23 protein-coding genes and 1 pseudogene (1 of these 24 only partly in view) are annotated in these 25,895 nt (G+C 57.7%); 18 read left to right on the forward strand and 6 right to left on the reverse strand.

Annotated features, from left to right (window positions below):
• Nucleotides 1-840 precede the first annotated feature (840 nt).
• Nucleotides 841-1,800 (forward strand): annotated as a pseudogene (locus QEN43_RS15575) (IS481 family transposase); the annotation flags it as partial.
• Nucleotides 1,801-1,959: 159 nt separating this feature from the next.
• Here QEN43_RS15575 and QEN43_RS15580 read toward each other — a convergent pair.
• Together QEN43_RS15580 and QEN43_RS15585 are read right to left on the reverse strand one after the other, a co-directional pair.
• Nucleotides 1,960-2,220 (reverse strand): hypothetical protein, encoded by a 261-nt coding sequence (locus tag QEN43_RS15580; protein ID WP_026609277.1) that lies wholly within the window; start codon nt 2,218-2,220, stop codon nt 1,960-1,962.
• A gap of 24 nt (nt 2,221-2,244) precedes the next feature.
• Nucleotides 2,245-2,748, reverse strand: a complete 504-nt coding sequence (locus QEN43_RS15585; protein ID WP_026609276.1) for a Tse2 family ADP-ribosyltransferase toxin — start codon at nt 2,746-2,748, stop codon at nt 2,245-2,247.
• A 532-nt stretch (nt 2,749-3,280) separates the two neighbouring features.
• On the opposite strand from QEN43_RS15585, the gene QEN43_RS15590 reads away from it, so the two are divergent.
• Nucleotides 3,281-4,300: a trypsin-like serine protease gene (locus QEN43_RS15590; protein WP_317963387.1), complete on the forward strand. Its 1,020-nt coding sequence runs from the start codon at nt 3,281-3,283 to the stop codon at nt 4,298-4,300.
• 356 nt (nt 4,301-4,656) lie between these two features.
• On the opposite strand, the gene QEN43_RS15595 is transcribed toward QEN43_RS15590, so the two are convergent.
• The 3 genes from QEN43_RS15595 to QEN43_RS15605 form a co-directional block, all read right to left on the reverse strand.
• Nucleotides 4,657-5,610 carry a response regulator transcription factor gene (locus QEN43_RS15595; protein ID WP_317963388.1) on the reverse strand — a complete coding sequence of 318 codons (954 nt, stop codon included), beginning with the start codon at nt 5,608-5,610 and terminating at the stop codon, nt 4,657-4,659.
• A complete protein-coding gene (locus tag QEN43_RS15600) occupies nt 5,607-8,987 on the reverse strand; it encodes a hybrid sensor histidine kinase/response regulator (protein ID WP_317963389.1) in 3,381 nt (1,126 codons plus the stop codon). Before QEN43_RS15600 ends, QEN43_RS15595 begins: the two co-directional genes overlap by 4 nt.
• A 212-nt stretch (nt 8,988-9,199) precedes the next feature.
• The gene (locus QEN43_RS15605) at nt 9,200-10,048 is read right to left on the reverse strand and encodes a hypothetical protein (RefSeq protein ID WP_026609279.1); all 849 of its coding nucleotides are present in this window, start codon (nt 10,046-10,048) and stop codon (nt 9,200-9,202) included.
• Between the two features lie 410 nt (nt 10,049-10,458).
• On the opposite strand from QEN43_RS15605, the gene QEN43_RS15610 reads away from it, so the two are divergent.
• The 16 genes from QEN43_RS15610 to QEN43_RS15680 all read left to right on the forward strand — a co-directional run bounded on the left by QEN43_RS15610 (nt 10,459) and on the right by QEN43_RS15680 (nt 25,154).
• Nucleotides 10,459-11,691 carry a hypothetical protein gene (locus QEN43_RS15610; protein ID WP_026609280.1) on the forward strand — a complete coding sequence of 411 codons (1,233 nt, stop codon included), beginning with the start codon at nt 10,459-10,461 and terminating at the stop codon, nt 11,689-11,691.
• 40 nt (nt 11,692-11,731) lie between these two features.
• Nucleotides 11,732-13,027 carry an urea ABC transporter substrate-binding protein gene (gene urtA / locus QEN43_RS15615; RefSeq protein ID WP_026609281.1) on the forward strand — a complete coding sequence of 432 codons (1,296 nt, stop codon included), beginning with the start codon at nt 11,732-11,734 and terminating at the stop codon, nt 13,025-13,027.
• Between the two features lie 155 nt (nt 13,028-13,182).
• On the forward strand, nt 13,183-14,826 hold the full coding sequence (gene urtB, locus QEN43_RS15620; protein ID WP_084161635.1) for an urea ABC transporter permease subunit UrtB: 1,644 nt from the start codon (nt 13,183-13,185) through the stop codon (nt 14,824-14,826).
• 3 nt (nt 14,827-14,829) lie between these two features.
• The gene (gene urtC / locus QEN43_RS15625; RefSeq protein WP_026609283.1) at nt 14,830-15,915 is read left to right on the forward strand and encodes an urea ABC transporter permease subunit UrtC; all 1,086 of its coding nucleotides are present in this window, start codon (nt 14,830-14,832) and stop codon (nt 15,913-15,915) included.
• Nucleotides 15,912-16,736, forward strand: coding sequence for an urea ABC transporter ATP-binding protein UrtD (gene urtD / locus QEN43_RS15630; RefSeq protein WP_084161636.1), 825 nt, complete (start codon nt 15,912-15,914; stop codon nt 16,734-16,736). The genes urtC and urtD overlap by 4 nt, the downstream gene beginning before the upstream one ends.
• Nucleotides 16,736-17,515 carry an ABC transporter ATP-binding protein gene (locus QEN43_RS15635; RefSeq protein ID WP_026609285.1) on the forward strand — a complete coding sequence of 260 codons (780 nt, stop codon included), beginning with the start codon at nt 16,736-16,738 and terminating at the stop codon, nt 17,513-17,515. Before urtD ends, QEN43_RS15635 begins: the two co-directional genes overlap by 1 nt.
• A 124-nt stretch (nt 17,516-17,639) precedes the next feature.
• The gene (locus tag QEN43_RS15640) at nt 17,640-18,224 is read left to right on the forward strand and encodes a HupE/UreJ family protein (protein ID WP_026609286.1); all 585 of its coding nucleotides are present in this window, start codon (nt 17,640-17,642) and stop codon (nt 18,222-18,224) included.
• Nucleotides 18,225-18,234: 10 nt separating this feature from the next.
• Nucleotides 18,235-19,059 carry an urease accessory protein UreD gene (locus QEN43_RS15645; protein ID WP_026609287.1) on the forward strand — a complete coding sequence of 275 codons (825 nt, stop codon included), beginning with the start codon at nt 18,235-18,237 and terminating at the stop codon, nt 19,057-19,059.
• Between the two features lie 186 nt (nt 19,060-19,245).
• Nucleotides 19,246-19,395 carry a GIY-YIG nuclease family protein gene (locus tag QEN43_RS21825; RefSeq protein ID WP_202901080.1) on the forward strand — a complete coding sequence of 50 codons (150 nt, stop codon included), beginning with the start codon at nt 19,246-19,248 and terminating at the stop codon, nt 19,393-19,395.
• 365 nt (nt 19,396-19,760) lie between these two features.
• Complete coding sequence (ureA, locus tag QEN43_RS15650) at nt 19,761-20,063, forward strand: urease subunit gamma (RefSeq protein WP_026609288.1); 303 nt, start codon at nt 19,761-19,763, stop codon at nt 20,061-20,063.
• 9 nt (nt 20,064-20,072) lie between these two features.
• Nucleotides 20,073-20,378 carry an urease subunit beta gene (locus QEN43_RS15655; protein WP_026609289.1) on the forward strand — a complete coding sequence of 102 codons (306 nt, stop codon included), beginning with the start codon at nt 20,073-20,075 and terminating at the stop codon, nt 20,376-20,378.
• Nucleotides 20,375-22,099 carry an urease subunit alpha gene (ureC, locus tag QEN43_RS15660; RefSeq protein WP_026609290.1) on the forward strand — a complete coding sequence of 575 codons (1,725 nt, stop codon included), beginning with the start codon at nt 20,375-20,377 and terminating at the stop codon, nt 22,097-22,099. The genes QEN43_RS15655 and ureC overlap by 4 nt, the downstream gene beginning before the upstream one ends.
• Before the next feature lie 9 nt (nt 22,100-22,108).
• Entirely contained in the window at nt 22,109-22,549 is a 441-nt protein-coding gene (ureE, locus tag QEN43_RS15665) for an urease accessory protein UreE (RefSeq protein WP_317963390.1), read from the forward strand.
• Nucleotides 22,524-23,213 carry an urease accessory protein UreF gene (locus QEN43_RS15670; protein WP_317963391.1) on the forward strand — a complete coding sequence of 230 codons (690 nt, stop codon included), beginning with the start codon at nt 22,524-22,526 and terminating at the stop codon, nt 23,211-23,213. The genes ureE and QEN43_RS15670 overlap by 26 nt, the downstream gene beginning before the upstream one ends.
• 8 nt (nt 23,214-23,221) lie before the next feature.
• On the forward strand, nt 23,222-23,842 hold the full coding sequence (ureG, locus tag QEN43_RS15675; RefSeq protein WP_036267848.1) for an urease accessory protein UreG: 621 nt from the start codon (nt 23,222-23,224) through the stop codon (nt 23,840-23,842).
• 274 nt (nt 23,843-24,116) lie between these two features.
• Nucleotides 24,117-25,154: a cytochrome-c peroxidase gene (locus QEN43_RS15680; protein WP_026609294.1), complete on the forward strand. Its 1,038-nt coding sequence runs from the start codon at nt 24,117-24,119 to the stop codon at nt 25,152-25,154.
• A gap of 114 nt (nt 25,155-25,268) precedes the next feature.
• Here QEN43_RS15680 and QEN43_RS15685 read toward each other — a convergent pair whose 3' ends face one another.
• Nucleotides 25,269-25,895 carry the 3' portion of a hypothetical protein gene (locus QEN43_RS15685; RefSeq protein ID WP_156912650.1) on the reverse strand. Its footprint extends 384 nt past the window's final position, so 627 of the gene's 1,011 nt are visible here — the last part of the coding sequence; its start codon lies off the right edge, out of view; its stop codon occupies nt 25,269-25,271.

The following is a 25,895-nucleotide window of genomic DNA, read 5'->3' on the forward strand; positions in this document are numbered from 1 at the left end:
TGATTGACCAATATTGAACGGATTTCTGCTCAATCGTCGCAATTTTTCCTTACCCCTTTATTTGTCGTCACGCCGGGGACGGCATTCGGGCCGGGTCAACTGGCCAAGAGGGGCAGGCGGCGGTGGAGAAGGTCTCACGCAGGGGAGGCTACGAGGCCAGTAGGAACGCAAATAGGACGCCTAGTGCGTGCCGTGAGGGACCTTTTGGGCCGTTTCGCCCGAATTGTGGCGGCGGTTGCCCGCACCAAACCGGTACCGGCGAGGGTAATCGCGCTTAGGCGCTGCATCCGCGTCTAAGTGGGGCAGCCACCATCGGGCGTAGCGCGTCGGCGAGGACGTTATGGCAACTGGCGCGGGGACCGAAGAAGTCCCGTTGCGTTTCCTCGATACGATTGTATTCGTCGCCACTTCGCGGCTCACCACCCTCCGGGCTTTCTGGGGCCTCGTGCCCATTCGATCCGCTCGACTGGATCCGCTTTCCCGCATAGGCAATGAGCCGGTTGGAGAGGACACCTGCTGGAAGGTCGAACTGGGTTACCGCGAAGCGGGGACTTGGGGCCTTGGAAACCCAACGCCAGCCGGGCGACGAGGTGCCGCTTCATTGCAAAAGGCCCTTCAGGGGCGGGGTCGGCTGGTGCTCCCAGTCAAGCCGCTTGCAGTGGTAAAGAGGGCGTTGGGTGACTTTGTGATCCTCTTCTGTCATCTGGTTATCCTCGATGAGCTAATGCGAGTTACATGTCGCGTCTCGTGTGATTATTTACCGAGAAGGAGTTATGCTCTGTTCGAAGCCCGGAGCCTTCTCCAGGAGATATTCGGTTCGTCCAAGTGAGGTTTCTCTCCATGCAGATTCGTCTTCATAAGAACGCCCGTACCACCCCGGCCGTTCGGCAGGCCATTCAAGCGTCCACGTTGAGCGAGCGCGCCTTGGCCCAAAAGCATGGCATTAGCCGAACGACCGTCCGCAAGTGGAAACACCGCTCCTCGGTCGAAGATGCCTCACACCGGCCCCACACCCTCAGAACCACGCTCACGCCCGCCCAGGAAGCCATCGTGGTCTACCTCCGCCAAGCTCTGCTCCTCCCCTTGGATGATCTCCTGGCCGTGACCCGGGAATTTCTCAATCCCGCCGTGTCCCGTTCCGGGCTAGACCGCTGCCTGCGCCGCCACGGGGTGGCGTCCCTCAAGACCCTGCTTCCGCCTACAGAGAAGGCGAAGGTCAAACCCTTCAAGGCCTATGAGCCCGGCTTCCTCCACCTGGATGTTAAGTACTTGCCCGCCATCGACGGCGAACCCCGCCGATACCTGTTCGTCGCCATCGACCGCGCCACCCGCTGGGGCTATGTCGCCCTCAAGCCCAACCGCACCGCCTTAAGCGCAAAGGACTTCCTCAAAGCGGTGATTCAGGCCGCGCCTTTCCGCATCCAGAAATGCCTGACCGACAACGGCTCGGAGTTTACCGACCGTTTCCTGATCCGAACTCGGCAGCCCTCGGGGACGCATGAGTTTGACCGCCTCTGTACTGAACAAGGCATCGAACATCGCCTGATTCCGCCGGGCCGGCCCCAAACGAATGGCCTGGTGGAACGCTTCAATGGCCGCATCGAGGAGGTGTTGCAAACCCATCACTTCGATTCAACCGCCGATCTGGACACCACCCTGCACCGCTATGTCGAGCTGTACAATCATCACATTCCCCAAAAGGCCTTAGGCCATCTCACCCCAATTCAGACTCTCAAAAACTGGCAACTGTCCCATCCTCATCTTTTTCGAAAGAGGGTTTACAATCGTGCGGGACTTGACAGTTACACAGTAAACTTGATACCCCTCTCTTGCCATTCCTACCCGATCCAATACTCTCATCGTTCGTGAACCGAATTATGTGGCGCAAGTTTTTGACGCTTTTCCATCCGGCACCTTCGCCTCATCGTTTTGAAATGCCGGGGCCACGTTCTTTGCAATTCAAGATGCGCGAATCAATTCCTCATAGCTGGGTAAATTGATTCCCTCCGCGAGTCCGTTTTCATACTCTTGGCGGAGGGTGTCGAGAATAGTCGTATATTGCTCTATGCACTCTTGTAGTTCATAGCATTCGTTGATTTGATCATCGCTCAATTCGCCGCTATTCTCCTCCAGCGCTCGTAATTCTTCGGTCATTTCCCGGATTTTGTTGAATAACAAGGGAATAATCACGGCTAAGTCTTTTTCGCTTATGCTTCGCATTGTCAGTCACTCATGATGTCGGATCTAAGAGAAATACAGAGATGCACGTTTCAACTCAGTCGCTTTTGCGATTGCGGCTCTTGCCAAGTTATTGAGAGCTCCCTCGTAAGCATCCTTTCTCATCAGGTTCTTGCATCGTATCGCGTAGTGGCTTTGATCGGTACCCGTTTGGACCACGTCCAGAGAATCGGGGACGGGCGTTCCTTCGGGTAGCAGAAAATAAAACCAGAACTTGTATCCGAATTTACCAGGGGTTGTGCTTAACGAAACACCTTCATTCCGGCTGACGTAATGCCTCCCGGTTCTCGGATCGGTATCGTTAACGCCTCTTATCCATTCAGTGCCTGTGTCATCGGTGAAGGTCGTTACATCCGGTGCCCTAAAGGTATTATCTTTTCTCCAAAAACCCGTATAGTCAGGATATAAGAAGCCGGTACCGTGATCGCTATTAAAGTTTTGTTTTATGTCTAAGGTTTTACGTTTATTTCGTTTGCAAGCTCGATACAAATCAAGTGTCAAGTCAGCCATAAATTCCCCCTAAAATAAGATACGCATTGATAGATCGGAACGGTAAACCGCCAGTACTAGTTGATGCCTAGCGGGTAGTTAAACAGCCATTTTCTATACACTCGGCTTTTCGGAGTCGAATCGATGCACAAGTTATCTATGTCCTTGGAGTCTTTTTCAGCCGGTTAGCTGTGGACGAAACGACTTTGTTGTGCGGCAAGTCCTTGGTATTTGAGATTCTTGAACCGGAAATTCGAGGAATACGACCGCAGTTGAGTTTAGCACCATATTGTATTTCTCGCCTGGCCGGTGCCACGACGGCAGTTTCGAATGGTGTGTCGTTTTTCGCTCGTAGGTTTGTAATTCCGCTTGCCTGTTTCCCAGGAATTCGAAGGGCTTGTTTTCGATATGAAACGTTCCCTGCTATGAATCGAAAAAATGTTGCCGCCTGATCGAGTTTGGCACGAGGATTGGATCTGGAGGGCCGACTCGCGCGGAATCAGTGGCGGATTGGGCTGTCTGAGAGATAGGGCTAACTCACGGGACGGTCTGCATGAACACCTTTGTGCTGGCGTTTGCGCTTATCGTGGCCGTTTTGTCGGCTGGGCGCGTTTTTGCACTAATCCACGGAGAGCCGTTGCCGATCGGCCGGCAAGCGACCTTGCCGTTGACGATCGAACTGCGTCACTGGGACGCGTATCAGAAGGTTTGGAAAAACGCGAGCGGCGTTTGCAGTTCCACGGTGCTCGGCACGCGCCCGCTGACTTTAATCACGGCTGCCCATTGTATGCGCGATGTACGCCTGGAGGGGCCGCTCAAACTACCGGCAGTGCGCTTTCGGGCCGCTCCCTCTGCGGCGGTGTTGAATGCCCAGCTGCGCGCGGCAGTGTATCCGAGTTTCGACGTCGTGCAGGAAAACATCGCCGAGGATATCGCTATTCTGGTGTTTGACGCAGATGTCGGGGATGAGTTGCGGCCTTTGCCTATTGCGACCGGCCATACTCCCGACAAAGCTCTGATTTGTGGCTTCGGTTACGGTTACCGGGAAACGGAAATCGACAGTCCCCGTTGTGCCGAAAAGCGCGTTTTCGATTTACCGAGCAGCTTCTATCAGTTCGTGCCGAAACAATACGAGGATCTGGATCCCATACTGCATTTGCAATTCCGGGTGCAGTTTGAATCCAAGGAGTCATTCGTGTCCTCGCTTTCCGCCCTGCTGGCGGTCAACCGGCTGGACGCTCAGGGAGCTTATTCGGTTGACGAGCCCATGCCCACCCGCGGTGATTCCGGCGGTCCGTGGATTGCTAAGGATTCGCAGGGGAATGTTTCGCTCCTGGCCATTACCAGTTTCGTGGAAACCTTCTACCGCAAGAACAAGCAATGGCCGTTTTTCAACGGGAGCCACGCGCCGTTGTCCGACCTTGCTTACGTGGCGTACGGTGTGCGCTTGGATACCCGTGAGGCGAGGGCGCGCATCGAAGAGGCGCGCCGCCTGCATGCGGACATCCGAGAAATACCGGTGGCAGGGCGGCCACAAGGCTTGGCTGGGAGCGGAACCACGGAAACCCGATAGAGCGATGGCGGTTTGGCTGTATTTGTCACCTTGCGCATTTCCGTTCGGTCCAGGCGAAAGGATACACGTGTGAGCGCCGCTTGCGGCTCCGCACAGGGAAGGTGCGGAGTGATTGGGATGGGCTTAGGGCATTGACAGGTATTTTCTTTTTGATTCCTGTATCCCAACGTTCATGCCGGGCATTCCCTGCCCGGTCCCCTGCGGGCGGCTTCGCCGCGCCCTTCAACAGCCCCTTTTTCAGGTCTCCCAGAGAAGGAACGAGGCGAAGACGCTCTATTGGAGCGTGTGGCCTCGGTAAAAGATTCCGCCCTGCGGGGTGCTGTGCGATTGCGGTGCTCGTCTCTTTGAAGGCTCGGTCAAGCCGCTTCGGCTCCTGTCCTCATGCGTTCCATGACGACAGCTACTGCGGCGGCGCGGGTACCGACGCCAAGTTTCTCGAAGATGTGTTCCAGATGCTTGTTGACCGTTCGGGGACTGCTGCCGAGGATGGTCCCGACCTCGCGGTTGGTTTTGCCTCGGGCGATCCACATGAGGATTTCCGCTTCGCGGAACGTGAGTCCTAGGTTTTCCCGCAAGGATTCTAGATTCCAGCCACCGGTCAATTCCTGCAGGAGCAGTAGGTACTCGCGCCCATTTTCGCAGGGAGCGAGCTTGGCGGTGAATTTCTTGCCGTCGCGATGCAGCGTAAACAGCTCATTTTCCGACGTTCCGTCCGAAGCGATGCGTTTAAGTGCCCAGTCGCGAAGAGTCGTTGGCAGATGCGGAGGCGCGTTTTCAAAATCAAGAACCTGGGTTCCGGAAAATGCCGCCAGCCAACGGACAGCCGAGGAAGTCAGCCACACGATTCGCCCCGTGGCGTCGATACTGATCGTGGCGAAGCCGCTACGTTCCAAGGCTTCTTCCGCACGGTACACCATCCGCGACTGGGCCAGATGGGCTTCGACCCGGGCTAGCACCTCCTCATGGCGGATCGGCTTGACCAGATAGTCCACCGCGCCTTCGCGAAAACCGCGGAGCAGATCGTCCAGCTCGCCCAGCCCGGTCATAAAGATGATTGGAATCGCGCGGGTCGCCGGATTCGCTTTCAATTGCCGGCAGGTTTCGAAACCGTCCATGCCCGGCATGACGGCATCCATCAGGATGACATCGGGGGCCACAAAACGGAGTTGCTCTAAGGCCGATGCGCCGTCGGTCGCGACCAGCACGCGGTAGCCCGCTTCTGCCAAGGCGTCGGAGATTAGAGCGAGATTGGCCGGCGCGTCGTCCACGATCATGACCGTGCCCTCGCGGTATTGGCGTTTCAAATTCATTGTTGAACCTCGCTGAGTGTTTTCTTGATATCGCCGAGACGGAACTCGCGCGAAAGCGCCTGAAGATGCGCTGCGAACGGGATGTAGCCGGCATCGCTTTCGACCAGTGCTTCGAGCCTATCCTGTAATCCCCGGAGATCGCCGATGCGCGCGAACGCAGCCAGTTCGTCGAGACAGTCGGTTGGCGGTCTTACCATCGGCCGCAGGGGTTCGGGGGCGGCTTCGATCTGCCCCGTGTCATCTCCTCGGTAAAGCCAATCCAGGCTCAAGTGCAGCTTGAGCTTGCGCAGGAGTTCGTCGATCTGGAGCGGTTTGGTCAGAAAGTCGTCGCAACCGGCGGAGCTGGCCGCACGCCGGTCGCTTTGGTAGGCATTGGCGCTAACCACGACGATAGGGGTCTTACAGCCAGTTCGACGCAGGTGCTCTGCAGCCTCGATACCGGTCATTCCGGCCATAATGATGTCCAGCAGGATCAGGTCCGGGCGCCATTGTCTTACCTTTGTCAGGCATTCTTCGCCGGAGCCTGCTTCCTCGATGACGAACCCGAGGGGAGTCAGGGCCGAGGTCAGGATGCCGCGATGCTCGGGTTGATCGTCGACCACCAGAATCTTTCGGCGCGGACCGCGGTAACCCACGATCTCCCGCTCATCCCGCACATCTTCCGCGCCCCGCAGGCTGGGAAGGAACAGCCGGACGGCAAACGTGGAACCTTTCTGAGGCTCGCTCTCCACCGTGAGTTCGCCGCCCATGATCTGGGTGAGCATCTTGCTGATAGTGAGTCCCAGGCCGCTGCCCGGAACGGCGTTGCCGCTAGGTCTAGGCAGGCGTCGAAACGGCTGGAAGATGGTATCGATTTGGTCGCGTGCTATGCCTTCGCCGGTGTCGATAACCTGGAAGCGTGCGATTTCTCCGCTGTACCCTACCTGGAAAACGATTCCGCCTTCCTGGGTGAACTTCACCGCGTTGTTCAGCAGATTGATGAGAATCTGACCCAACCGTTTTTCATCACCACGAATTCGGCGTGGTAGCACGTCGGTGATCTGGCAGCGGAAGGTCAATCCCTTCGTTTCAGCCTGAGGCTTGAACATCCGCACCAATTGTTCGACGAACGCGGGGAAATCGATGGCGTTTCGCCGCAGCTCGATCTTGCGGGCCTCGATGCGGGCGATATCGAGAATGTCTTCGATCAGAGATGAAAGATGTTCGCTGCAGCGCTGAATGATCTCCACCGCCTCTCGGCGATGGGGCGGTATGCTCGGGTCTTTTCTCAAGATCTGGGCATAGCCGAGTATGCTGTTCAGCGGCGTGCGGATCTCGTGGCTCATGTCGCTCACGAAGCGACTCTTGGCTTGGTTGGCGCGATCCGCGGCTTCCCGGGTTTCCTGCAGCATCCTGTCGGTTTTCTTGTGCTCCTCGATTTCCTTGAGCAGTAGAGCGGTCTGTTTTCCGGATTCTTCCTGCGCCATCCGGCGGCTCTCGTTGTTAAGCACGACCCACCAGGCGGCGAGCCCGAGGAAAACCAGGAGCGCCGAATAGACTTTGAGGAAATTGGCGAACAACGCTTGCGATAAGGATTCATTCCCGGCGGCGGTTACAAGAATGTCCTGATAATAGATCACGCCCACGAAGACGCCGGTGAGCGCGGCGAGCAGCAGGTAAACGAGCGCGAACTGAATCAGGCGCAGCCGGAGTTGTGGTGACAGGCAGGCCGGCAGCCAGCGGTTTGCGGCCCGTTCCAGCTGGTCCTTGAGCCGCGCGTTCGGTTTGCAAGCGTCCAGACAACGGGCATCCAGAGTGCAGCAGAGCGAGCAGATCGTATCCTGGTAGACCGGACAATAGGCTTTGTCCTCCGGCTCGAAATCGTTTTCGCAGATGCAGCATTTGGCCTGGGGCGCGGCCGGACCCCAGTCGTCGCGGTTTCTCGCGAGATAATGGCGACCGCAGGTGACTCGGGCAATGACCGGTGCCAGTACGAAGGCGGTCGCTAGGGCGATGAAGGCTGAAAACGCTTGCGGCAGCGGCCCGAAAAGACCCGCGTAGGATGCGATGGAAACGATCGAGGCCGCTAGGGTGGACATCACGCCCACCGGGTTGATGTCCGGCAGGTAGGCACGCTTGAATTCAACGAAGGGCGGACTAAGTCCCAGAGGCTTGTTGACAACCAGATCGGCCACCAGGGCGCCGATCCAGGCGATGGCGACGTTCGAAAATAAGCCGAGAACCCGCTCGAGTGCTCCAAAAACGCCGAGCTCCATGAGGAGCAGGGCGATTAGTACATTGAAGATCAGCCAGACGACCCGACCGGGATGGCTATGGGTCAGCCGCGAGAAGAAATTCGACCAGGCTAGCGAACCCGCGTAGGCATTGGTGACATTGATTTTGATCTGGGAGATGACCACGAACAGCGCTGTTGCCGCCAGCGCTAGCTGGCCATCGTCGAACAGATAGCCGTAGGCCACTCGATACATCTGAGTGGGCTCGTGTGCTCGGTCCTCAGCGATGCCGTGCTTGAGCGCCAGAAAGGCAAGGAACGCGCCGCCCAGTTGTCGGGCCATGCCCATGACAATCCATCCGGGACCAGCAATGATAGCGGCCGCCCACCAGCGGTATCGGTTTTCACGGTTCTTTTCCGGCAAGAACCGTAAGAAATCCACTTGCTCACCGATTTGAGCCACCATGGAAAAGGCCATGGTTGCCGCCGCTCCGAAAAGCATCCAGTCGAACTGTGCGCCGCGATTCTCGTGTCCGGGGAACAGGGGGAGTTCGGCCAGTGCCTGAGGTTCCTGCCAGATGACGGCCACGTAGGGTGTGACAAGCAGTGCGATCCACAGCGGTTGGGTCCAGAGCTGGAGCCGGCTGATGGTGGTGACGCCGAAGGTGACGAGCGGAATGACCACCAGGGCGCTGACGACATGGGCGGCGGCGATGGGGATGTCGAAGTACAGTTCCAGCGCCAGCGACATGATGGACGCTTCCAGCGCGAATAGGGTGAAGGTGAAGGAAGCGTAGATCAGCGAGGTTAGAGTCGAGCCGATATAGCCGAACCCGGCGCCGCGGGTCAGCAGGTCCATGTCGATGTTGTACTTGGCGGCGTAGTAGCTGATCGGGAGCCCAGTGAGGAAAACCACGAGGCCAACGGCGAGGATGGCCCAGCAGGCGTTGACGAATCCATAGTTGATCGTGAGAAAGCCGCCGATGGCTTCGAGTACCAGAAACGAAATCGAGCCGAAGGCAGTGTTTCCCACCCGGAACTCGGACCATTTTCGAAATGACCGCGGTGCGAAACGAAGCGCATAGTCTTCCAGGGTCTCGTTCGCGACCCAGGCGTTATAGTCGCGCCGCTCCTTTACGATGGCCTGGCGGCTCAGTATGTCCACGGCTATGTGTTTTCCCCTGGTCTATTCTATTTTTGTCTTATGCCGCGAGCGTTTCACGTTTGTCGCCCCGATTCAGCACAGGCAGCAAATCCTGTGCCGCCGAGGCGGGCAGGGGAAAAGGCAGGGGAAAAACGGCGGGCGTCAGCTGTACTTGCCCCGTTTTGGGGCAAGTACAGAGGCGTTGCACATCAAGGAAGCAATCGACCCCGTATTTATTTCCTTTCGAAACCGAAGTCGAGGATCACCGGATTGCCGCGATTGTGAATGATGATTCGCTTGCGGTCTTCTTGCGTATCGCTGCCGGTTTCGGTTACGACCGGCGGCTCCTCGGGCGGGCTCGAAGAGTGGTCTTCTGAAATCGGAGTTTCCAAGATCGTATGCCTATCCGTTCCCACCGGACGGACCGGAAGCGCGCCGGTCGAGCTCCTGCTTTCGGCCTTCGCCGGTTTTTCGGTGACTTCGATGCGTATCTCGGGCATCCAGGTACTGGCAGCGTCCGCCGAGACTGGTTTCTTTCTCGGCACCTTCAGCTTGTCGAGCAGGTTGAAGCAGACCGTTCCGATGTGATTTTCGAATATGTTCAGCGATGCCGGATCGTTCCGGGCGCGGCCCGGATCTTTGATCTTCTTGTCGGCGATGAAATCCATGAACAGGCTTACGGTTTCGGACGAATGCGCAGTGGATTTAAGCGTACAAGTAACCGGCAGTACATCCGCCTTCTGAAAACCGAGCGCGCGCGGGTCGGAATTGCCAATGCTGAACGAGAACCCGGTAGGCGTGCCTTTATGCTCGATGCTGCCGACCCGCGCCAGCATCTCGTGAGTCACCTCAGTTTCAATGTCTTGGGTTCGCTCTGTTTCGACCGGATAGCCCCAGGACCGTAGGTTACTGCTGATTCGTTCGGCCATGCCCGCAGTTTGCGTCTCGTCCAGATTCTCGGGGGCCACGCGGAACAGAATCTTGCCCACCGACTCAGGCCGGAGAGGAGTGCCTTGCGGCTTCAAGCCGACCGTACAGCCGGCAAGCAAGCTCATGGAAACGATCAGAAACGGAATACGCATGCTGTCTTCGTAAGATCAAGTGGGCTCTCGGTGTCGGCGGCCCATCCGGATCGAATTCTCCGAGAGCCCAGTATCTGACATTGGCAAAGGATTGCCGACCGACGACCATGTCACCCCTTTGGTCCGGAATCCCTTTCTGGTCTCGACATTCCGGATTGCTCGCAACGCGGCACGCAAACCGAGTCGCCTGTAACCGGCCACGAGAGCGCCGACAAGACTCTAAGCCGTGATCGTTCTTTCCGGGATACGTCATTTGACTGATTGTGACACATACCCCCCGGAAATCTAATTACCCCCGAACCGACAAGGAGTTACGCGCGGCGGTCGATTCGAGCCCAGGGAGATTTGCTACGTCCGAAACGACTGCTGGTGCGGAACGCTCGTAAACCGATTTTTTAGGGGGGTCACTCATGAACAATCGAAAGACTAGCGCAACGCAAGCAGACCGCCGAGGCTTGCAGACTGCGCTTTTTGGCGCCGGTTTGGCGGCGCTGACGGCGGTATATGCACCAGTGTCGCTTGGGGGGGCGACCTTCAAGATCGACGATACCAAGTGGGTGAGCATAGGTGTGGGCCTCAGAACGAGCTTCACCGCTACCGAGGAGGCCGCCAACGCCGGCAAATGGTCCAACGATTTCAACTTGGACAATATTCGTCTCTACCTGAACGGCCAGATCCACGAGTATTTCAAGTTCGAGTTCAACACGGACTGCCAGACCTGCGGCGACGGCGGCGAGATGCGCATACTCGACGCCATCGGCAAATTCGAATTCCATCCCATGTTCAATATCTGGATGGGGCGCATGCTGGTTCCAGCCGAGCGGCGGGAGATGAACGGCCCATTTTTCAGCGCCGTGTACAACATCTTCGGCGCCGGCACGCCTTTTGAACCGGCGGATTTCAATACCACGATCCGATCCGACGGCACCTCCGCCGGCTCTTTCGGTCGTGACGACGGCGCCACGATCTGGGGTTCTTTCTTCGACGGACGCTTGCAATACGCCGTCGGCTTTTTCCGCGGGCTCCGCAACGGTGCCAACGCTGACGACAACCTGCTCTACGCCCAGCGCTTCGCCTACAACTTCCTCGACGTGGAAAAAAACCCCGGTTACTACACCAGCGGGACCTATTACGGTAAGGGCGGCGACATTCTTACCGTGGGCGTTTCCAACCAGTATCAGGAAGACGGCGCCGGGACCCGCAACGATCCGGGCAATTTCCGCGGCACCGCGGTCGACCTCCTGTTCGAAAAGCCCTTGGGCAATATGGGCGTCGTGACCATTAACGGCGAATACAAGAACTACGGCATCAAGGGCTATAGCATGGCGTCCAGGTTAGCAGGCGGTGGGTTCGCCATGTTCGAGGGCGACGCCTACGACGTGAGCGCCATGTATCTGTTCCCGCAAAAAGTGTGGATCGGCCAATTTCAGCCGTACGTACGCTACGTCAATGTCGATCCGATCAAGAGCGCCAGCCGCGAGGTTTATGAGGCCGGCATCAATTACATCATCGACGGCCACAACGCCAAGATCATGCTGATGTACGAGTACGGCGACCTGCTCACCAAGGGACTGGATTACCGATCCACGGCTTCGGGCGACCACGTCAGTTCGATCAAGCTGGGCCTTCAGTTACAGATCTGATCACTTCCTGACACTTCATCAACCAGAGAGGTACGTATTCATGCCTGACTACACGAAACTCTTACGGCACTTGGGATTGGCGCTGTCTGCGGCTGCGCTCCTTTTTGGTGCAGAGGCGCGCGCGGAAGACACCATAAAGGTGGGCATCCTGCACTCGCTCTCCGGCACCATGGCAATCAGCGAAACCACGCTGAAAGACACTATGCTGATGCTGATCGACGAACAGAACAAAAAAGGGGGACTCCTCGGCAAACCGCTGGAGCCCGTAGTGGTCGATCCCGCTTCGAACTGGCCTCTGTTCGCCGAAAAAGCGAGAGAACTCCTGACCAAGGACAAGGTCGCCGCCATCTTCGGCTGCTGGACCTCGGTTTCGCGGAAATCGGTGTTGCCGGTCGTGGAAGAGCTGAACGGCCTTCTGTTCTATCCGGTGCAGTACGAGGGTGAGGAATCGTCGAAGAACGTGTTCTATACCGGCGCCGCCCCTAATCAACAGGCTATTCCGGCCGTCGACTACCTGATGAAGGAGTTGAAGGTCAAGCGTTGGGTGCTCGCCGGCACGGATTATGTATATCCGAGAACGACGAACAAGATTCTGGAGGCGTATTTGAAATCGAAAGGCGTAAAGGATAAGGACATCATGATCAATTACACGCCGTTCGGCCATTCGGATTGGCAGAGCATCGTCGCGGAGATTAAGAAGTTCGGTTCTGCAGGCAAGAAGACGGCAGTGGTGTCCACCATCAACGGCGACGCCAATGTGCCTTTCTATAAAGAGCTGGCCAACCAGGGCATTTCAGCCGAGTCGATTCCGGTCGTCGCGTTCTCGGTCGGCGAAGAAGAGCTTTCTGGTATCGACACCAAGCCGCTGGTCGGCCACCTCGCTGCCTGGAACTATTTCATGAGCGTCGATACGCCCGAGAACGCCGCGTTCATTACCAAATGGCATCAGTTCACCAAGGATCGGAAGCGGGTGACGAACGATCCGATGGAGGCTCATTACATCGGCTTCAACATGTGGGTCAAGGCGGTAGAGAAAGCCGGTACGACCGACCCGGATGCGGTGAGCAAGGCGATCATCGGAATCGAGGTGCCGAACCTTACCGGCGGGATGGCGAAAATGCTTCCGAATCACCACATTACCAAGCCGGTGCTGATCGGCGAGATTCAGGAGGACGGTCAGTTCCAGACAGTCTGGCAGACTAAGACGTTGGTCGAGGGCGACGCCTGGTCGGATTACCTGCCGGAAAGCAAGTCGATCATCGCCCAGTGGACGCCGCCGATCAACTGCGGCAACTACAACACTAAGACCAAGAAGTGCTCGGGGCAGAAGTATTGATCGATGGGGTTCCTCCTGGGGAAGACCGACGCAAGGCCTCTCCCTACGGGAGCGGTCTGGGGTGAGGGGGATAAAAGCAACGCCTCGTTTTAAAACCCCTCACCCTACGGCGGACATATCGGCAATCAGATTGCGTAAGGAATTCGGGAGACGAGATGAGACCTTTAATCTTCGGCATGGGCAGATGGTGTATCGCCATGCTGATCATGATGATGCCGGGCTTTTGCCAAGCGGTGGCGGATTCGGGGGAATCGTTCGCCGAGGCATTGGTCCGGCTCAAGGAGGCTCCTCTGACTGAATTGGGCGAAGCCGTCGACCGGCTCGCCGAAACCAAGGATCCGAGGGTGGTGCCCGTGTTGCGGGCGCTGCTCGACGGGCGGCTCTATTACCGCAAGGACGACGGTCACGTCGTTTTCGGCGACCCGGCCGAAGACGGCCTGGCCATCGTGGACGTCCTCGATGAACAAGCTTTGGGCATCGTTAGCAAATTCGAGCTTAAGAAGATCGGTATCAATAATGCGCTGCGCACGCATTTGCGCGAAACCCTGGGGCGACTCGAACTCGCGGTCGAGGATCCGGCGCAGCGGCTCAAGGCGGTCGAGGCCATGAGTAAGTCGCTGGACGACGAAAACCTCGAACTGCTGCGCGCCCGTCTCGATGTGGAAACCGATGCCAAAGTGTCGGAAGCGATCAAAACGGCTTTGGCTCTAGCGGATATCTCCAACGATGAGAAGGCCGTGCGCATCGCCGCCATCAATGCCTTGCGCGGCAGCCTCAATCCGGACGCACTCAACCGCCTGCGTCAATTGCTGGAAAAGGACGAGGCGGGCAATTATCTGGAGCCCGATTCGGATGTTCGAAACTCGGCGCAGGTCGCCGTCAAATCCATCGAATCCAAGCTGGCACTCTACGGTGCGGTCGAGACCGTGTTTTTCGGCTTGAGCCTGGGCGCGGTGCTGGTGCTAGCGTCTATCGGTCTCGCGATCACCTTCGGTGTCATGGGCGTCATCAACATGGCCCACGGCGAATTGATGATGTTGGGCGCCTATACCACCTACGTGGTACAGCAGTTGATGCCGGGACACCTAGATATTTCTCTGTTCGTGGCTATCCCGGCGGCATTTCTGCTGTCCGCGCTAGTCGGTATCGCCATCGAGCGCGGCATCATTCGATTTCTGTACGGACGGCCGCTCGAAACCCTGCTGGCGACTTTCGGGGTGAGCCTGTTTCTTCAACAGCTGGTCCGCACGATTTTCTCGCCCTTAAATCGTAGCGTCGCGACGCCGTCCTGGATGAGCGGCTCGCTGGAGATCAACGGCGCGTTGTCCTTGACCTTGAACCGGTTTTACATCCTGTTGTTCTGTCTGCTGGTCTTCGCCGCCTTGCTTCAGGTTTTAAAGCGCAGCCGGATCGGGCTCGAAGTGCGGGCGGTTGCGCAAAACCGCGCCATGGCCAAAGCCATGGGCATTCCGACCGAACGGGTGGATGCGCTGACTTTCGGCCTCGGTTCGGGCATCGCCGGCGTTGCGGGAGTGGCGCTCAGCCAGCTCACCAATGTGGGGCCGAATCTGGGGCAGTCGTACATCGTGGATTCGTTCATGGTGGTGGTGTTCGGTGGGGTCGGTAACTTGTGGGGCACCTTAATCGGCGGATTTTCGCTGGGGATCGCCAACAAGCTGCTGGAACCGTACGCCGGTGCGGTGCTGGCGAAAATCCTGATGCTCGTGTTCATCATTCTGTTCATCCAGAAACGCCCACGCGGACTGTTCCCGCAGAAGGGCCGGGCAGCGGAGGCTTGATACATGTCGTTCAGTTTATTGCGGAAATCGGCGGTCGATATTCCGTTTCTAGCGGTGCTGGCGGCTATCACCCTGCTCGTTCCGCTGGCCAACCTAGCCTTGCCGGAATCCTCGCCCTTGCACCTTTCGACTTATACCGTGACCTTGATGGGTAAGTACTTAACCTACGCACTACTGGCGCTGGCCGTGGACCTGGTTTGGGGCTATTGCGGCATCCTGAGCCTGGGCCATGGCGCTTTTTTTGCCTTGGGCGGGTATGCGATGGGCATGTATCTGATGCGGCAGATCGGCGACCGCGGCGTGTACGGCCATCCGGTACTGCCGGATTTCATGGTCTTTCTCAATTGGAAAGAATTGCCCTGGTATTGGTACGGCTTCGATCATTTCTGGTTCTCTCTCCTCGTGGTGGCCTTGGCGCCGGGCCTGCTGGCTTACGTTTTCGGTTGGTTTGCGTTTCGCTCGCGGGTTACCGGCGTCTATCTTTCTATCATCACGCAGGCGCTGACCTACGCCCTGATGCTGGCCTTCTTCCGCAACGAAATGGGCTTCGGCGGCAATAACGGTCTGACCGATTTCAAAGACATTCTGGGTTTCAATCTTCAGTCCGACGGCACGCGCGCGGCGCTGTTCGTGGCGTCGGCGCTCGCGTTGATAGGCGCTTACGCGGCCAGCCGACTGGTGGTCGAATCCAAGCTCGGTCGTGTGATTGCGGCGATCCGTGATGCTGAAAACCGAGTCCGTTTCCTGGGCTATCGGGTCGAGCAGTTCAAGCTTTGGATCTTTGTCTACTCAGCGGTTTTGGCAGGCATCGCTGGAGCTTTGTACGTGCCCCAGGTGGGCATCATCAATCCCAGCGAATTCTCGCCGTTAAATTCGCTCGAGATTGTCATCTGGGTCGCGGTGGGTGGTCGCGGAACGCTTTACGGTGCAGTGGTAGGCGCGATTCTGGTGAATTTCGCTAAGACCGTGTTCACCGGCGTGCTGCCGGAAATGTGGCTGTTTGCTCTGGGGGCGATCTTCATACTGGTCACTTTATTGTTACCCCAAGGCTTGACCGGCCTTTGGCGCCGAAAGGAGCAAGCCGCATGATCGCCGCGAAGGCCGCGGAGGCCGAAATTCCAGGCATTCCGATACGTGATGGATCTGTCGCCGAACACAGGATTGAGCCGGCGCATAAGCCGATCCTTTATTTGGAAGATGTCACGGTTAGCTTCGATGGCTTCCGGGCGCTGAACGCGCTGACCCTGTACATCGACGAGGGTGAGTTGCGCTGCATCATCGGGCCGAACGGTGCCGGCAAGAGCACGATGATGGACGTTATCACCGGAAGGACTCGGCCGGACAAGGGCACGATCTACTTCGGCCAGACCGTGGATCTTTTGACGCTGGACGAGCCGGCTATCGCTGAGGCCGGCATCTGCCGGAAATTTCAGAAACCCAGCGTGTTCGAGGCGCAAACCGTGTTCGAGAACTTGGAACTGGCCATGCGCACCGACAAGCGGGTTTGGTCGACCCTGTTTGCGCGATTGACCGGAGAACAGCTGGACGCGATCCACGAAGTGCTGGAGACCATCGGCCTGACCGCCTACCGCAACCGGAGGGCCGGTGAGTTGTCCCACGGTCAGAAGCAATGGCTGGAGATCGGCATGCTCTTGATGCAGAGACCCAAGGTGCTCTTGGTGGACGAACCAGTGGCGGGCATGACCCACCAGGAGACCGAACGGACCGCCGAGCTGCTGTTATCGCTGGAAGGCAAGCATTCGGTCGTGGTCGTGGAGCACGACATGGACTTTGTGCGTTCCATCGCCCGTAGGGTCACCGTCCTGCACGAAGGCTCGGTCTTGACCGAAGGCCGCATGGACGAGGTGCAGAACGATCCGCGCGTCATCGAAGTCTATCTGGGGGCCTGATGCTGAGCGTAGCCGCACTCAACCAATACTACGGCGAAAGCCATACCCTCTGGGACCTGAGCCTCGATATTCCGGTCGGAGCCAGCGTGGCCCTGATGGGGCGGAACGGCGTCGGCAAGACCACGCTGCTCAAATGCATCATGGGGCTATTGCCCGTGCGTTCGGGCGAGATTCGCTACGAGGACCGTTCGCTGACCGCGCTCCGGGCGGAACAGCGCGCGGAACTCGGAATCGGGTACGTTCCACAGGGCCGCGAAATCTTTCCTATGCTGACGGTAGAGGAAAATCTCAAGACGGGGCTTCGTGCGCGCGGCGATAAGTCGAAGGGCATCCCTGAGGAAATCTTCGAGATTTTCCCGGTGCTCAAAACCATGCTGCGCCGGCGCGGCGGCGATCTGTCAGGTGGCCAGCAGCAGCAACTCGCCATCGGGCGAGCGCTGGTGCTGAGACCCAAGCTGCTTATCCTGGATGAGCCCATCGAAGGCATACAGCCTAACATCGTCAGTGAGATCGGCGACGTGATCATCCGCCTGAACCGGGCCCGCGGCAAGGAAGTCCATTTCGAGAAACGCGAATCTTCGGTGACGGACGAGATCCGCGATGCCATCGTTCGTGTCAACCGGGAAATGGGGGTAACGGTTCTCCTGGTGGAACAGAAACAGCATTTCGTAAAGCGCGTGGCCGACCGTTTTCTGATCATGGACAAAGGGCGTATCGTAGCCGGCGGCACCATGGCGGAATTGACAGAAGATTTGGTACGGCGTTATCTGACTGTGTAGCTCACTCAGAAGCCTATCTCTGTGGCCCGCTCCCTGAGCTCTAGATTCAGGGCCGACCGGTTGAAGGGGTTAGGGATAGGCTCAGAGCGGGAGCCGGTACTGATTTCGAGCTTGAGGGGATTTTATGAGCAAACAGTTTTTCCAGAGCCTGGCGGTTGTCATGAGCTTGGGCATGCTGCCCGAAGCCGTATTCGCCCACACCGGGGTAGGTGCCGTACACGGTTTCGGCGCCGGATTCGAACATCCTTTCATGGGACTGGACCATCTGCTCACCATGCTCGCAGTCGGCGTTTGGGCTGCTGCTTTGGGCGGGCGCGCTTTGTGGTTCGTACCGCTCTCTTTCGTGACTGTAATGGCGGCTGGGGCGGGTTTACAGGGGTTCGGTTGGGTCTTGCCCTCGGCCGAGGTGACGGTGGCGCTTTCAGTCGCTGTGATGGGGCTCATTCTCGTCGTCAACTGGCGCGTAGGTTACGGTTTCGCGGGCGCTTTGGCGGCGGCGTTCGCACTTTTCCACGGTTATGTGCATGCCGAGGAGATCGGTCGGGACATGGGCGCGTTTCACTATGCGGCAGGTTTTCTGATCGCGACCGCGGTCTTGCACGGGCTGGGCATGCTGCTCGGCGCATCCGTCGGCAGGCTGGATTTGCTGCGTCGGGCACTCGGAGCGTTTTGCGCCGGCGTAGGGGCCTACCTCCTGGTGGGAAGCTAGGCGGCTCGGCTTGTTGGCAGATGAGGGGGCAGGTCGCGGTTGGGCGGCCGAACTTAAGCTCCGTTTCGGATCCCGAGGGGAGAGGACCATCCTGGCCGAGCGGCGCCACTATGGCCCACTGGCGGTGCAAAGGCCGTTCTATCCGGAAGGCGAGGTTTGCCACGTGTATCTTCTCCACCCCCCAGGCGGCGTCGTTGGGGGCGATCGGCTGGACATTCGGGCGACTGCCGGAGAGGAGAGCAAAGGTCTGATCACTACGCCCGCCGCGGGGAAGTTCTATCGGTGTGAGGGGGTGCCGGCAAGGCAGACGGTCAATCTGACGGTAGGCCGGAGCGCGGCACTCGAATGGCTTCCGCAGGAATCGATTTTCTATCGCGGGGCGAGCGTCGTTTCCGAAGTGGACGTCGACTTGGTGGAAACGGCACGGTTCATAGGTTGGGAAAGTTTTTGCTTTGGGCGGCCAGCCAGCGGCGAAGTGTTCGACCAGGGAAGGGCAGTGTTCCGCTGGTCAATTCGGGTGAGCGGAAAGCCGCTGTTGATCGAGCGGTTCGAGGTGGACGACCAGGTCTTGAAGGCTGTATGGGGCTTACGCGGACAGCCATTCGGCGCCAGCTTGTTCGCCTATCCCGCTCTTCCGAAAGATCTGGAGTCGGTGAGAACCGTCGCGGGCGATCGAGCCGGCTTTGGAGCCACGCTGGTCGATGGTTTGTTGGTGTGCCGGGCGCTCGACAGTCAAATCGAACCACTGCGCCGGCTGTTGGTCGAGCTGTGGCGAGCCGTTCGTCCGAACGTCATCGGCCGAGAGGCGTGTTTGCCCAGGATTTGGGCGACTTGAGACTAACAGGCGACCATATCATGGTTAGCTTTTCTAGGTTGTTGATTTTTTAGACACCCTTCGACTTCGCTATCGGTACGCTCAGGGCGAACGGCGTACTGGGATCGACATAAGGTCTCGTGTAAGTCGAGGTAGGGTATCCGTACTCGTCTACTACGGAGTTATTGGATCAACAAAGGCTTCGATATGAGCTTTTGGGTTTATATCCTCCGCTGCCGCGATAGTTCGTACTACACGGGACATACCGACAATCTCGAGAAACGCCTTGCCGAGCACCAGGCCGGCTTGTGTGGGGGGGTACACGGCAAGCCGGCTGCCTGTCGAACTGGTGTTTAGCCAAGAATTCGCGTCGCGCGTGGAGGCCATGGGCATGGAGCAGCGAATTAAGGGTTGGAGTCGCAGGAAGAAGGAAGCGATGATGTGCGGAGATTGGAATGAGGTAAACCGGGCTTCTCGAGGTAAGCACCGGCATGAGAGATAGGCGGCAGCCGTATTCCTTTGAGTGTCGAGACCAAGGTTTGTAATCTGTCTTCCTTATCATCGAGATATTGCATCAACCTGAGCAGTACAGATGATTTTGCGCCGTTCGCCCTGAGCGTAGCGCCAGCGGAGTCGAAGGGCGTCAAGCCGAGATATAGACATAGCTTGTCAACTCTTGACCACCTTTTACTGATGATTTCGGAAACCTGTAGCAATCCACTATGGAATTGACCCCACGAGAAAAAGACAAACTACTCCTCTTCACCGCCGCGCTACTCGCCGAGCGGCGCAAAGCCAAGGGATTGAAGCTCAATTATCCGGAAGCTGTGGCTTATCTCAGTGCCGCTATTATGGAAGGCGCGAGGGAAGGGCGCAGCGTTGCAGAACTGATGGAATACGGCCGGACTCTGCTGAGCCGGGAGGACGTCATGGAAGGTGTCGCGGAGATGATTCCGGAGGTGCAGGTGGAGGCGACCTTTCCGGACGGCACCAAACTGGTGACCGTTCACAATCCGATTCTGTAGGGGGATTCGATGATACCGGGAGAAATCCTCGTCGAAGACGGCGAGATCGAGTTGAATGCGGGACGCGAGGCCATCACCGTGCTCGTCGCGAATACCGGCGACAGACCGATACAGGTGGGCTCGCATTACCATTTCTCCGAAACCAATCCGGCTTTGCGCTTCGATCGGGACCTCACGCGCGGCTATCGGCTTGACATCCCGGCGGGTACGGCTGTGCGCTTCGAGCCGGGCCAGGCCCGCGAGGTTCGACTGGTGCCGTTCGCGGGCGAGCGCCGCGTTTACGGGTTTCAACAGAAGATCATGGGGGCTTTATGAGCCGTATCGGAAGGCGAGCCTATGCCGAAATGTTCGGCCCGACTACGGGAGATCGCGTACGGTTGGCGGACACCGAGCTTTTCATACAGGTGGAGGAAGATCGCACGATTTACGGCGATGAAGTGAAGTTCGGCGGTGGCAAGGTGATCCGCGACGGCATGGGACAGAGCCAATGTACGTCGGAAACCGCGGTGGATACGGTCATCACCAACGCGCTGATCGTGGACCATTGGGGCATCGTCAAAGCCGACGTCGGCATCAAGAACGGACGCATTGCCGGGATCGGTAAGGCGGGCAATCCGGATACTCAGGCCGGGGTTGACATCGTCATAGGGCCCGGCACCGAGGTCATCGCGGGGGAAGGGCAGATCCTCACGGCGGGCGGCATCGATGCGCATATCCATTTCATCTGTCCGCAACAGGTCGAAGAAGCCCTGATGTCCGGCATCACCACGATGATCGGCGGAGGTACCGGTCCCGCGACCGGCACCAATGCGACCACCTGTACGCCGGGGCCTTGGAATATCGAGCGTATGCTCCAATCCGTGGACGGCTTACCGATGAATTTTGGGTTTTTAGGAAAAGGCAATGCCAGCTTGCCGGAGGCCTTGGAAGAGCAGCTTCGGGCCGGGGCAATGGGACTTAAGTTGCACGAGGATTGGGGCACTACCCCGGCCGCGATCGATTGTTGCCTCTCGGTAGCCGATCGTTTCGACGTGCAGGTGGCGATCCACACCGATACCTTGAACGAATCCGGTTTCGTGGAAGATACGATCGCTGCATTCAAGGGGCGGACCATTCACACCTATCACACCGAAGGTGCGGGCGGCGGCCATGCTCCAGACATCATCCGGGCCTGCGGCGAAGCCAACGTATTGCCTTCGTCCACCAATCCTACCCGACCTTATACCGTCAACACGGTGGACGAACATCTCGATATGCTGATGGTCTGCCATCACCTCGACCCTTCGATTCCCGAAGACGTCGCTTTCGCCGAATCCCGCATCCGCCGAGAGACCATCGCTGCGGAGGATATTCTGCACGATCTCGGCGCCTTCTCGATGATCTCGTCCGATTCCCAAGCCATGGGACGGGTGGGCGAAGTCATCACGCGCACTTGGCAGACCGCCCACAAGATGAAAGTGCAACGGGGCTATCTCCCGCCTCCCTTCGGTAAAGAAGATCAGGGTGATGGACGGCACGATAATTTCCGCGTGAAGCGCTATATCGCTAAGTACACCATCAACCCGGCGATCAGCCATGGCATCGCCCACGAGGTGGGTTCGGTGGAAGTCGGCAAGCTGGCCGACCTGGTGTTGTGGCAGCCGGCTTTCTTCGGCGTGAAGCCCAGTCTCATTATCAAGGGCGGGATGATCGCTGCAGCGCCCATGGGCGATCCCAATGCGTCGATCCCGACGCCGCAGCCTGTGCATTATCGTCCCATGTTCGGGGCGTACGGCGGCGCGTGCCAGGCAACCTCGATGACGTTCCTGTCGAAGGCGGCGGCCGAAGCAGATCTCACGAAGCGGTTGGGGCTAAAAAAGCTCATCGGCACCGTTTCGAATACTCGAAATATCGGCAAGGCAAACCTGATCCATAACGATTACCTGCCAAAGATCGAGGTCGATCCGCAAACCTATGAGGTGCGCGCGGACGGCGTGTTGCTGACTTGTGAGCCGGCGAAAACACTGCCCTTGGCCCAGCGGTATTTCCTGTTTTAATGCAAGGACATGACAAGACTTACTGAATTCGCTCCGCCTGGAGTGGAAAGTCACGATACCCTAACCCTGCCTTTCGAGGCTCGCCAGAAATCCCGTTTGCTGGTGCGACTGGACAGCGGGGCTGAAGCAGGCGTCTTTCTATCCCGCGGAACCGTGCTCCGTGACGGTGACCGTTTGCTTGCCGATGACGGCCGGGTGGTGTTGGTGCGCGCGGCGGCGGAGCCAGTATCGGTAGTTAGGACCGCCGACGCCTTGTTGTTCGCCCGGGCCTGTTATCACCTGGGCAACCGACATGTCGCTTTACAGATTGAAAGAGGCGAGCTGCGTTATCTATGGGACCACGTGCTGGACGACATGGTGCGGGGTTTAGGGCTCACAGTCGAGCACACGCTGATGCCCTTCGAGCCGGAACGCGGAGCTTATCATGGGGCTCATCACCATGGTCACTGACCTGGGACTGGTGAGACTACTACAGCTGGCAAGTCCTGCGCTGCCTATCGGCATGTACAGCTATTCGCAGGGTTTGGAGCGCGCAGTGGAGGATGGCTGGATCGGAAACGAGCAGCAGGTGGGCGAGTGGATCGCCGGCATTCTCGAACGCTGTCAAACGACAACTGATTTGCCGTGTCTGTCGCGTCTCTACGATGCCTGGGTAGAAGGCGATGGGGACTCGGTCGAACGCTGGAGTCTCCATCTTTTGGCCTGCCGGGAAACCAGCGAGTTGCGCGCGGAAGACCGGCAGAGCGGGCAGTCCTTGGCTAGGGTGCTCGCCGGTCTTAACGTCGAGGGTGCCGAAGCTTGGACGCGGCATCCGTCGGCCACGCTCGCCACCGGTTTCAGTTTGGCGGCGGTGAACTGGAAGATCCCAAAGTTCGAGGCGGCGATGGGATATCTCTGGAGCTGGTTGGAAAACCAGGTGTTGTGCGCCGTCAAGCTCGTGCCTTTGGGGCAAGCGGCCGGGCAGCGGCTACTGAGCACATTGGCGACGCAAATTCCGCATAGGGTGAAGCAGGCATTCGAATTGAGAGATGACGAGGTTGGCGGTAGCGTCTTCGGCTTGGGGTTGGCCAGTAGTCGTCACGAAGTGCAGTATTCACGGCTATTCCGTTCTTGAGTAGAGGCATGACAGTTCAAGATAGGCACGTATTGAGAGTGGGGGTCGGCGGTCCGGTCGGCTCCGGAAAGACGGCGCTGGTAGACGCTCTATGCAAACGGATGCGCGATCGTTATCAAATCGGCGTGGTAACCAACGACATTTACACCAGGGAAGATCAGCAATTTTTGATCCGAAGCCAGGCACTGCCGGAGGAGCGCATTTTAGGGGTCGAAACCGGCGGCTGCCCGCACACGGCCATCCGGGAGGACGCTTCGATGAATCTCGCGGCGGTAGAGGAGCTGTGCCATCGCTTTCCGGAACTCGATTTCGTGTTGGTGGAAAGTGGCGGCGACAATTTGAGCGCCACCTTCAGCCCGGAACTAGCCGACCTCACGATTTACGTCATCGACGTAGCCGCCGGTGACAAGATTCCCCGAAAAGGCGGACCGGGTATTACCCGCTCGGATCTGCTGGTCATCAACAAGATCGATCTCGCGCCCTATGTCGGCGCTTCTTTGGAAGTCATGGCGCGTGATGCCGAAAAGATGCGAGGCGGGCGGCCTTTCGTTTTCACCAATCTCAAGACAGGTGAAGGGGTGCACGCCATCGCGGATTTCATCGTTCGTCAGGGTATGCTCGACGGTTAATCTGTTACATGGTCGTGTCGGTCGTCGAGGTAAACCGGGACGCCGTATGACTTAAAACGCGAGATCTGTAATATCGCCCGCTTTTTCACCGAACGCCGCCCTCTGGAAGATTGCAATACTCGAACGACGGGGACCGACAACCCGGATCCCGGCACCGGGTTGCAATTGTCAAAGTAATTCAATATAAGGGTTTTCCCTTATCCCCACAGAACGATGTGACGGCCTTCCGTCGATATAAAAACGAAATAAAACGAGAAGAGAGGAGCAGCATCCTATGTTTAAGCTGAATCTACTGATCAGTGCTCTGGTATTGGCTGGGGCATCAACGACGGCTGCGGCGATCGAATGGCAGGCTTTGCCGAGCAAGGCACCCGAGCCCGCGGACAATCCGAGCACTCCGGCAAAAGTTGAATTGGGCAAAATGCTTTATCACGATCCCCGACTTTCTTCGAGCGGCACGGTATCGTGCAATTCTTGCCACAATGTCATGGGGGGCGGCGACGACAATCGCGGCGGTTCCGTAGGCGTACGCGGTCAGGTGGGCGGGCGTAGCGCCCCAACGGTTTGGAACGCGGCCTTCAATTCGGTGCAATTCTGGGATGGGCGAGCACCGAGCCTTGAAGCGCAAGCCAAGGGGCCGGTCACCAATCCGATCGAAATGGGCATGAAAAGCTGGGACGATGTGGTTGCCCGTCTAAAAGCGATTCCGGGTTATGTGCAAGCGTTTTCGGCGGCTTTCGGGGGTAACGATTCGATCACTGCCGACAACGCAGCCAAGGCAATCGCCGCCTATGAACGGACTTTGATCACGCCGAACAGCGCGTATGACAAATACGTCAACGGCGATAAGAATGCTATGACCGAGCAGCAGGTACGGGGCATGAATACCTTTGCGGAAGTTGGCTGTGTCAGCTGCCATTCCGGACCCGCGTTTAACGGCCCGCAACAGCCCGAGGGCACGGGTTTCTTCATGAAATTCCCCACTTATCAGAACGGTTATCTCGAGGCTCAATACAATTTTTCCAAGGATTTGGGCCGTTACGACGTGACCAAGAACGAAGCGGACAAGCACATGTTCAAGGTGCCGACCTTGCGCAACGTTGCCTTGACCGCACCGTATTTCCACAACGGCAAAGTCAAGACCTTGGAAGATGCCGTGAAAATCATGGCCAAGCTGCAGTTGAACAAGGATTTGACGAAGGAACAAACCGACGATATTGTGGCCTTTCTTAATGCCCTGACTGGCGAGTTCCCGAAGCAGGAAATGCCACGTCTGCCGAGCTATGCGGACAAAACGTTCGATTTTGAATGATTGCAAGCGCTCTTTAGTAAGAAAAGTAAAAAGCCAGCTCATAAAGAGCTGGCTTTTTTACGCATGGAAGATCACGACAACCGCGAACGCAGCCCTTCGTTCGTTAAACAACGGTTACGGCTGATAGAGGCTGCAAGCCAGAATGCGTTGTTCGATTTGTCGTTTCAAGGCGTTGAATTCGGGACTTTGAATATCCTTGAAACGCGCCGCGAAATCGGCAGGACTCAGGTTTTCCGGCAGGTCTTTGATGTTCGGCATAAACAGCGATTCATCGGCACTTTGGCTCAGGATAGCCTGAACTTTGCGGGCCTTGTCTTCCGAGCGGATTGCGGTTTTGCCGAACATGGCACCGGCCTGGTCGGCGGCTAGATCAGTGAAACTGAAGCCGCTGCCGCTGTGGGTGTCGTTCATTTCTTTGGCAAGGCCGATCATATTGGCTAGTGTACTATGGCCGGACATAGCCAAAGCTGCGGATGCCATGAAATGCTGGGCGATATCCGTCCGGCGGTTGAGGAGAACCTCGCGCCTTGGAGGAATCACCGGTGGATGATTTGACGGCAGCCACTGCGTAATGTTCTTCCCGTTGACATAGGCGCTTAAGACTAAAATTAATGCGCGGTTTTCAGCGATCGGGTCATCGTTGTTTTCGGATCGACTTTTCGCCAGGGCAAACAGATGTTGCATCAAAGGGCCGAGGCGCATGAATCGTTTGAGTTGCGATTGATTGATGATTTCGGCGAG

The sequence above is a fragment of the Methylocaldum szegediense genome, from assembly GCF_949769195.1.
GTDB classification, from domain to species: Bacteria; Pseudomonadota; Gammaproteobacteria; order Methylococcales; family Methylococcaceae; genus Methylocaldum; species Methylocaldum szegediense.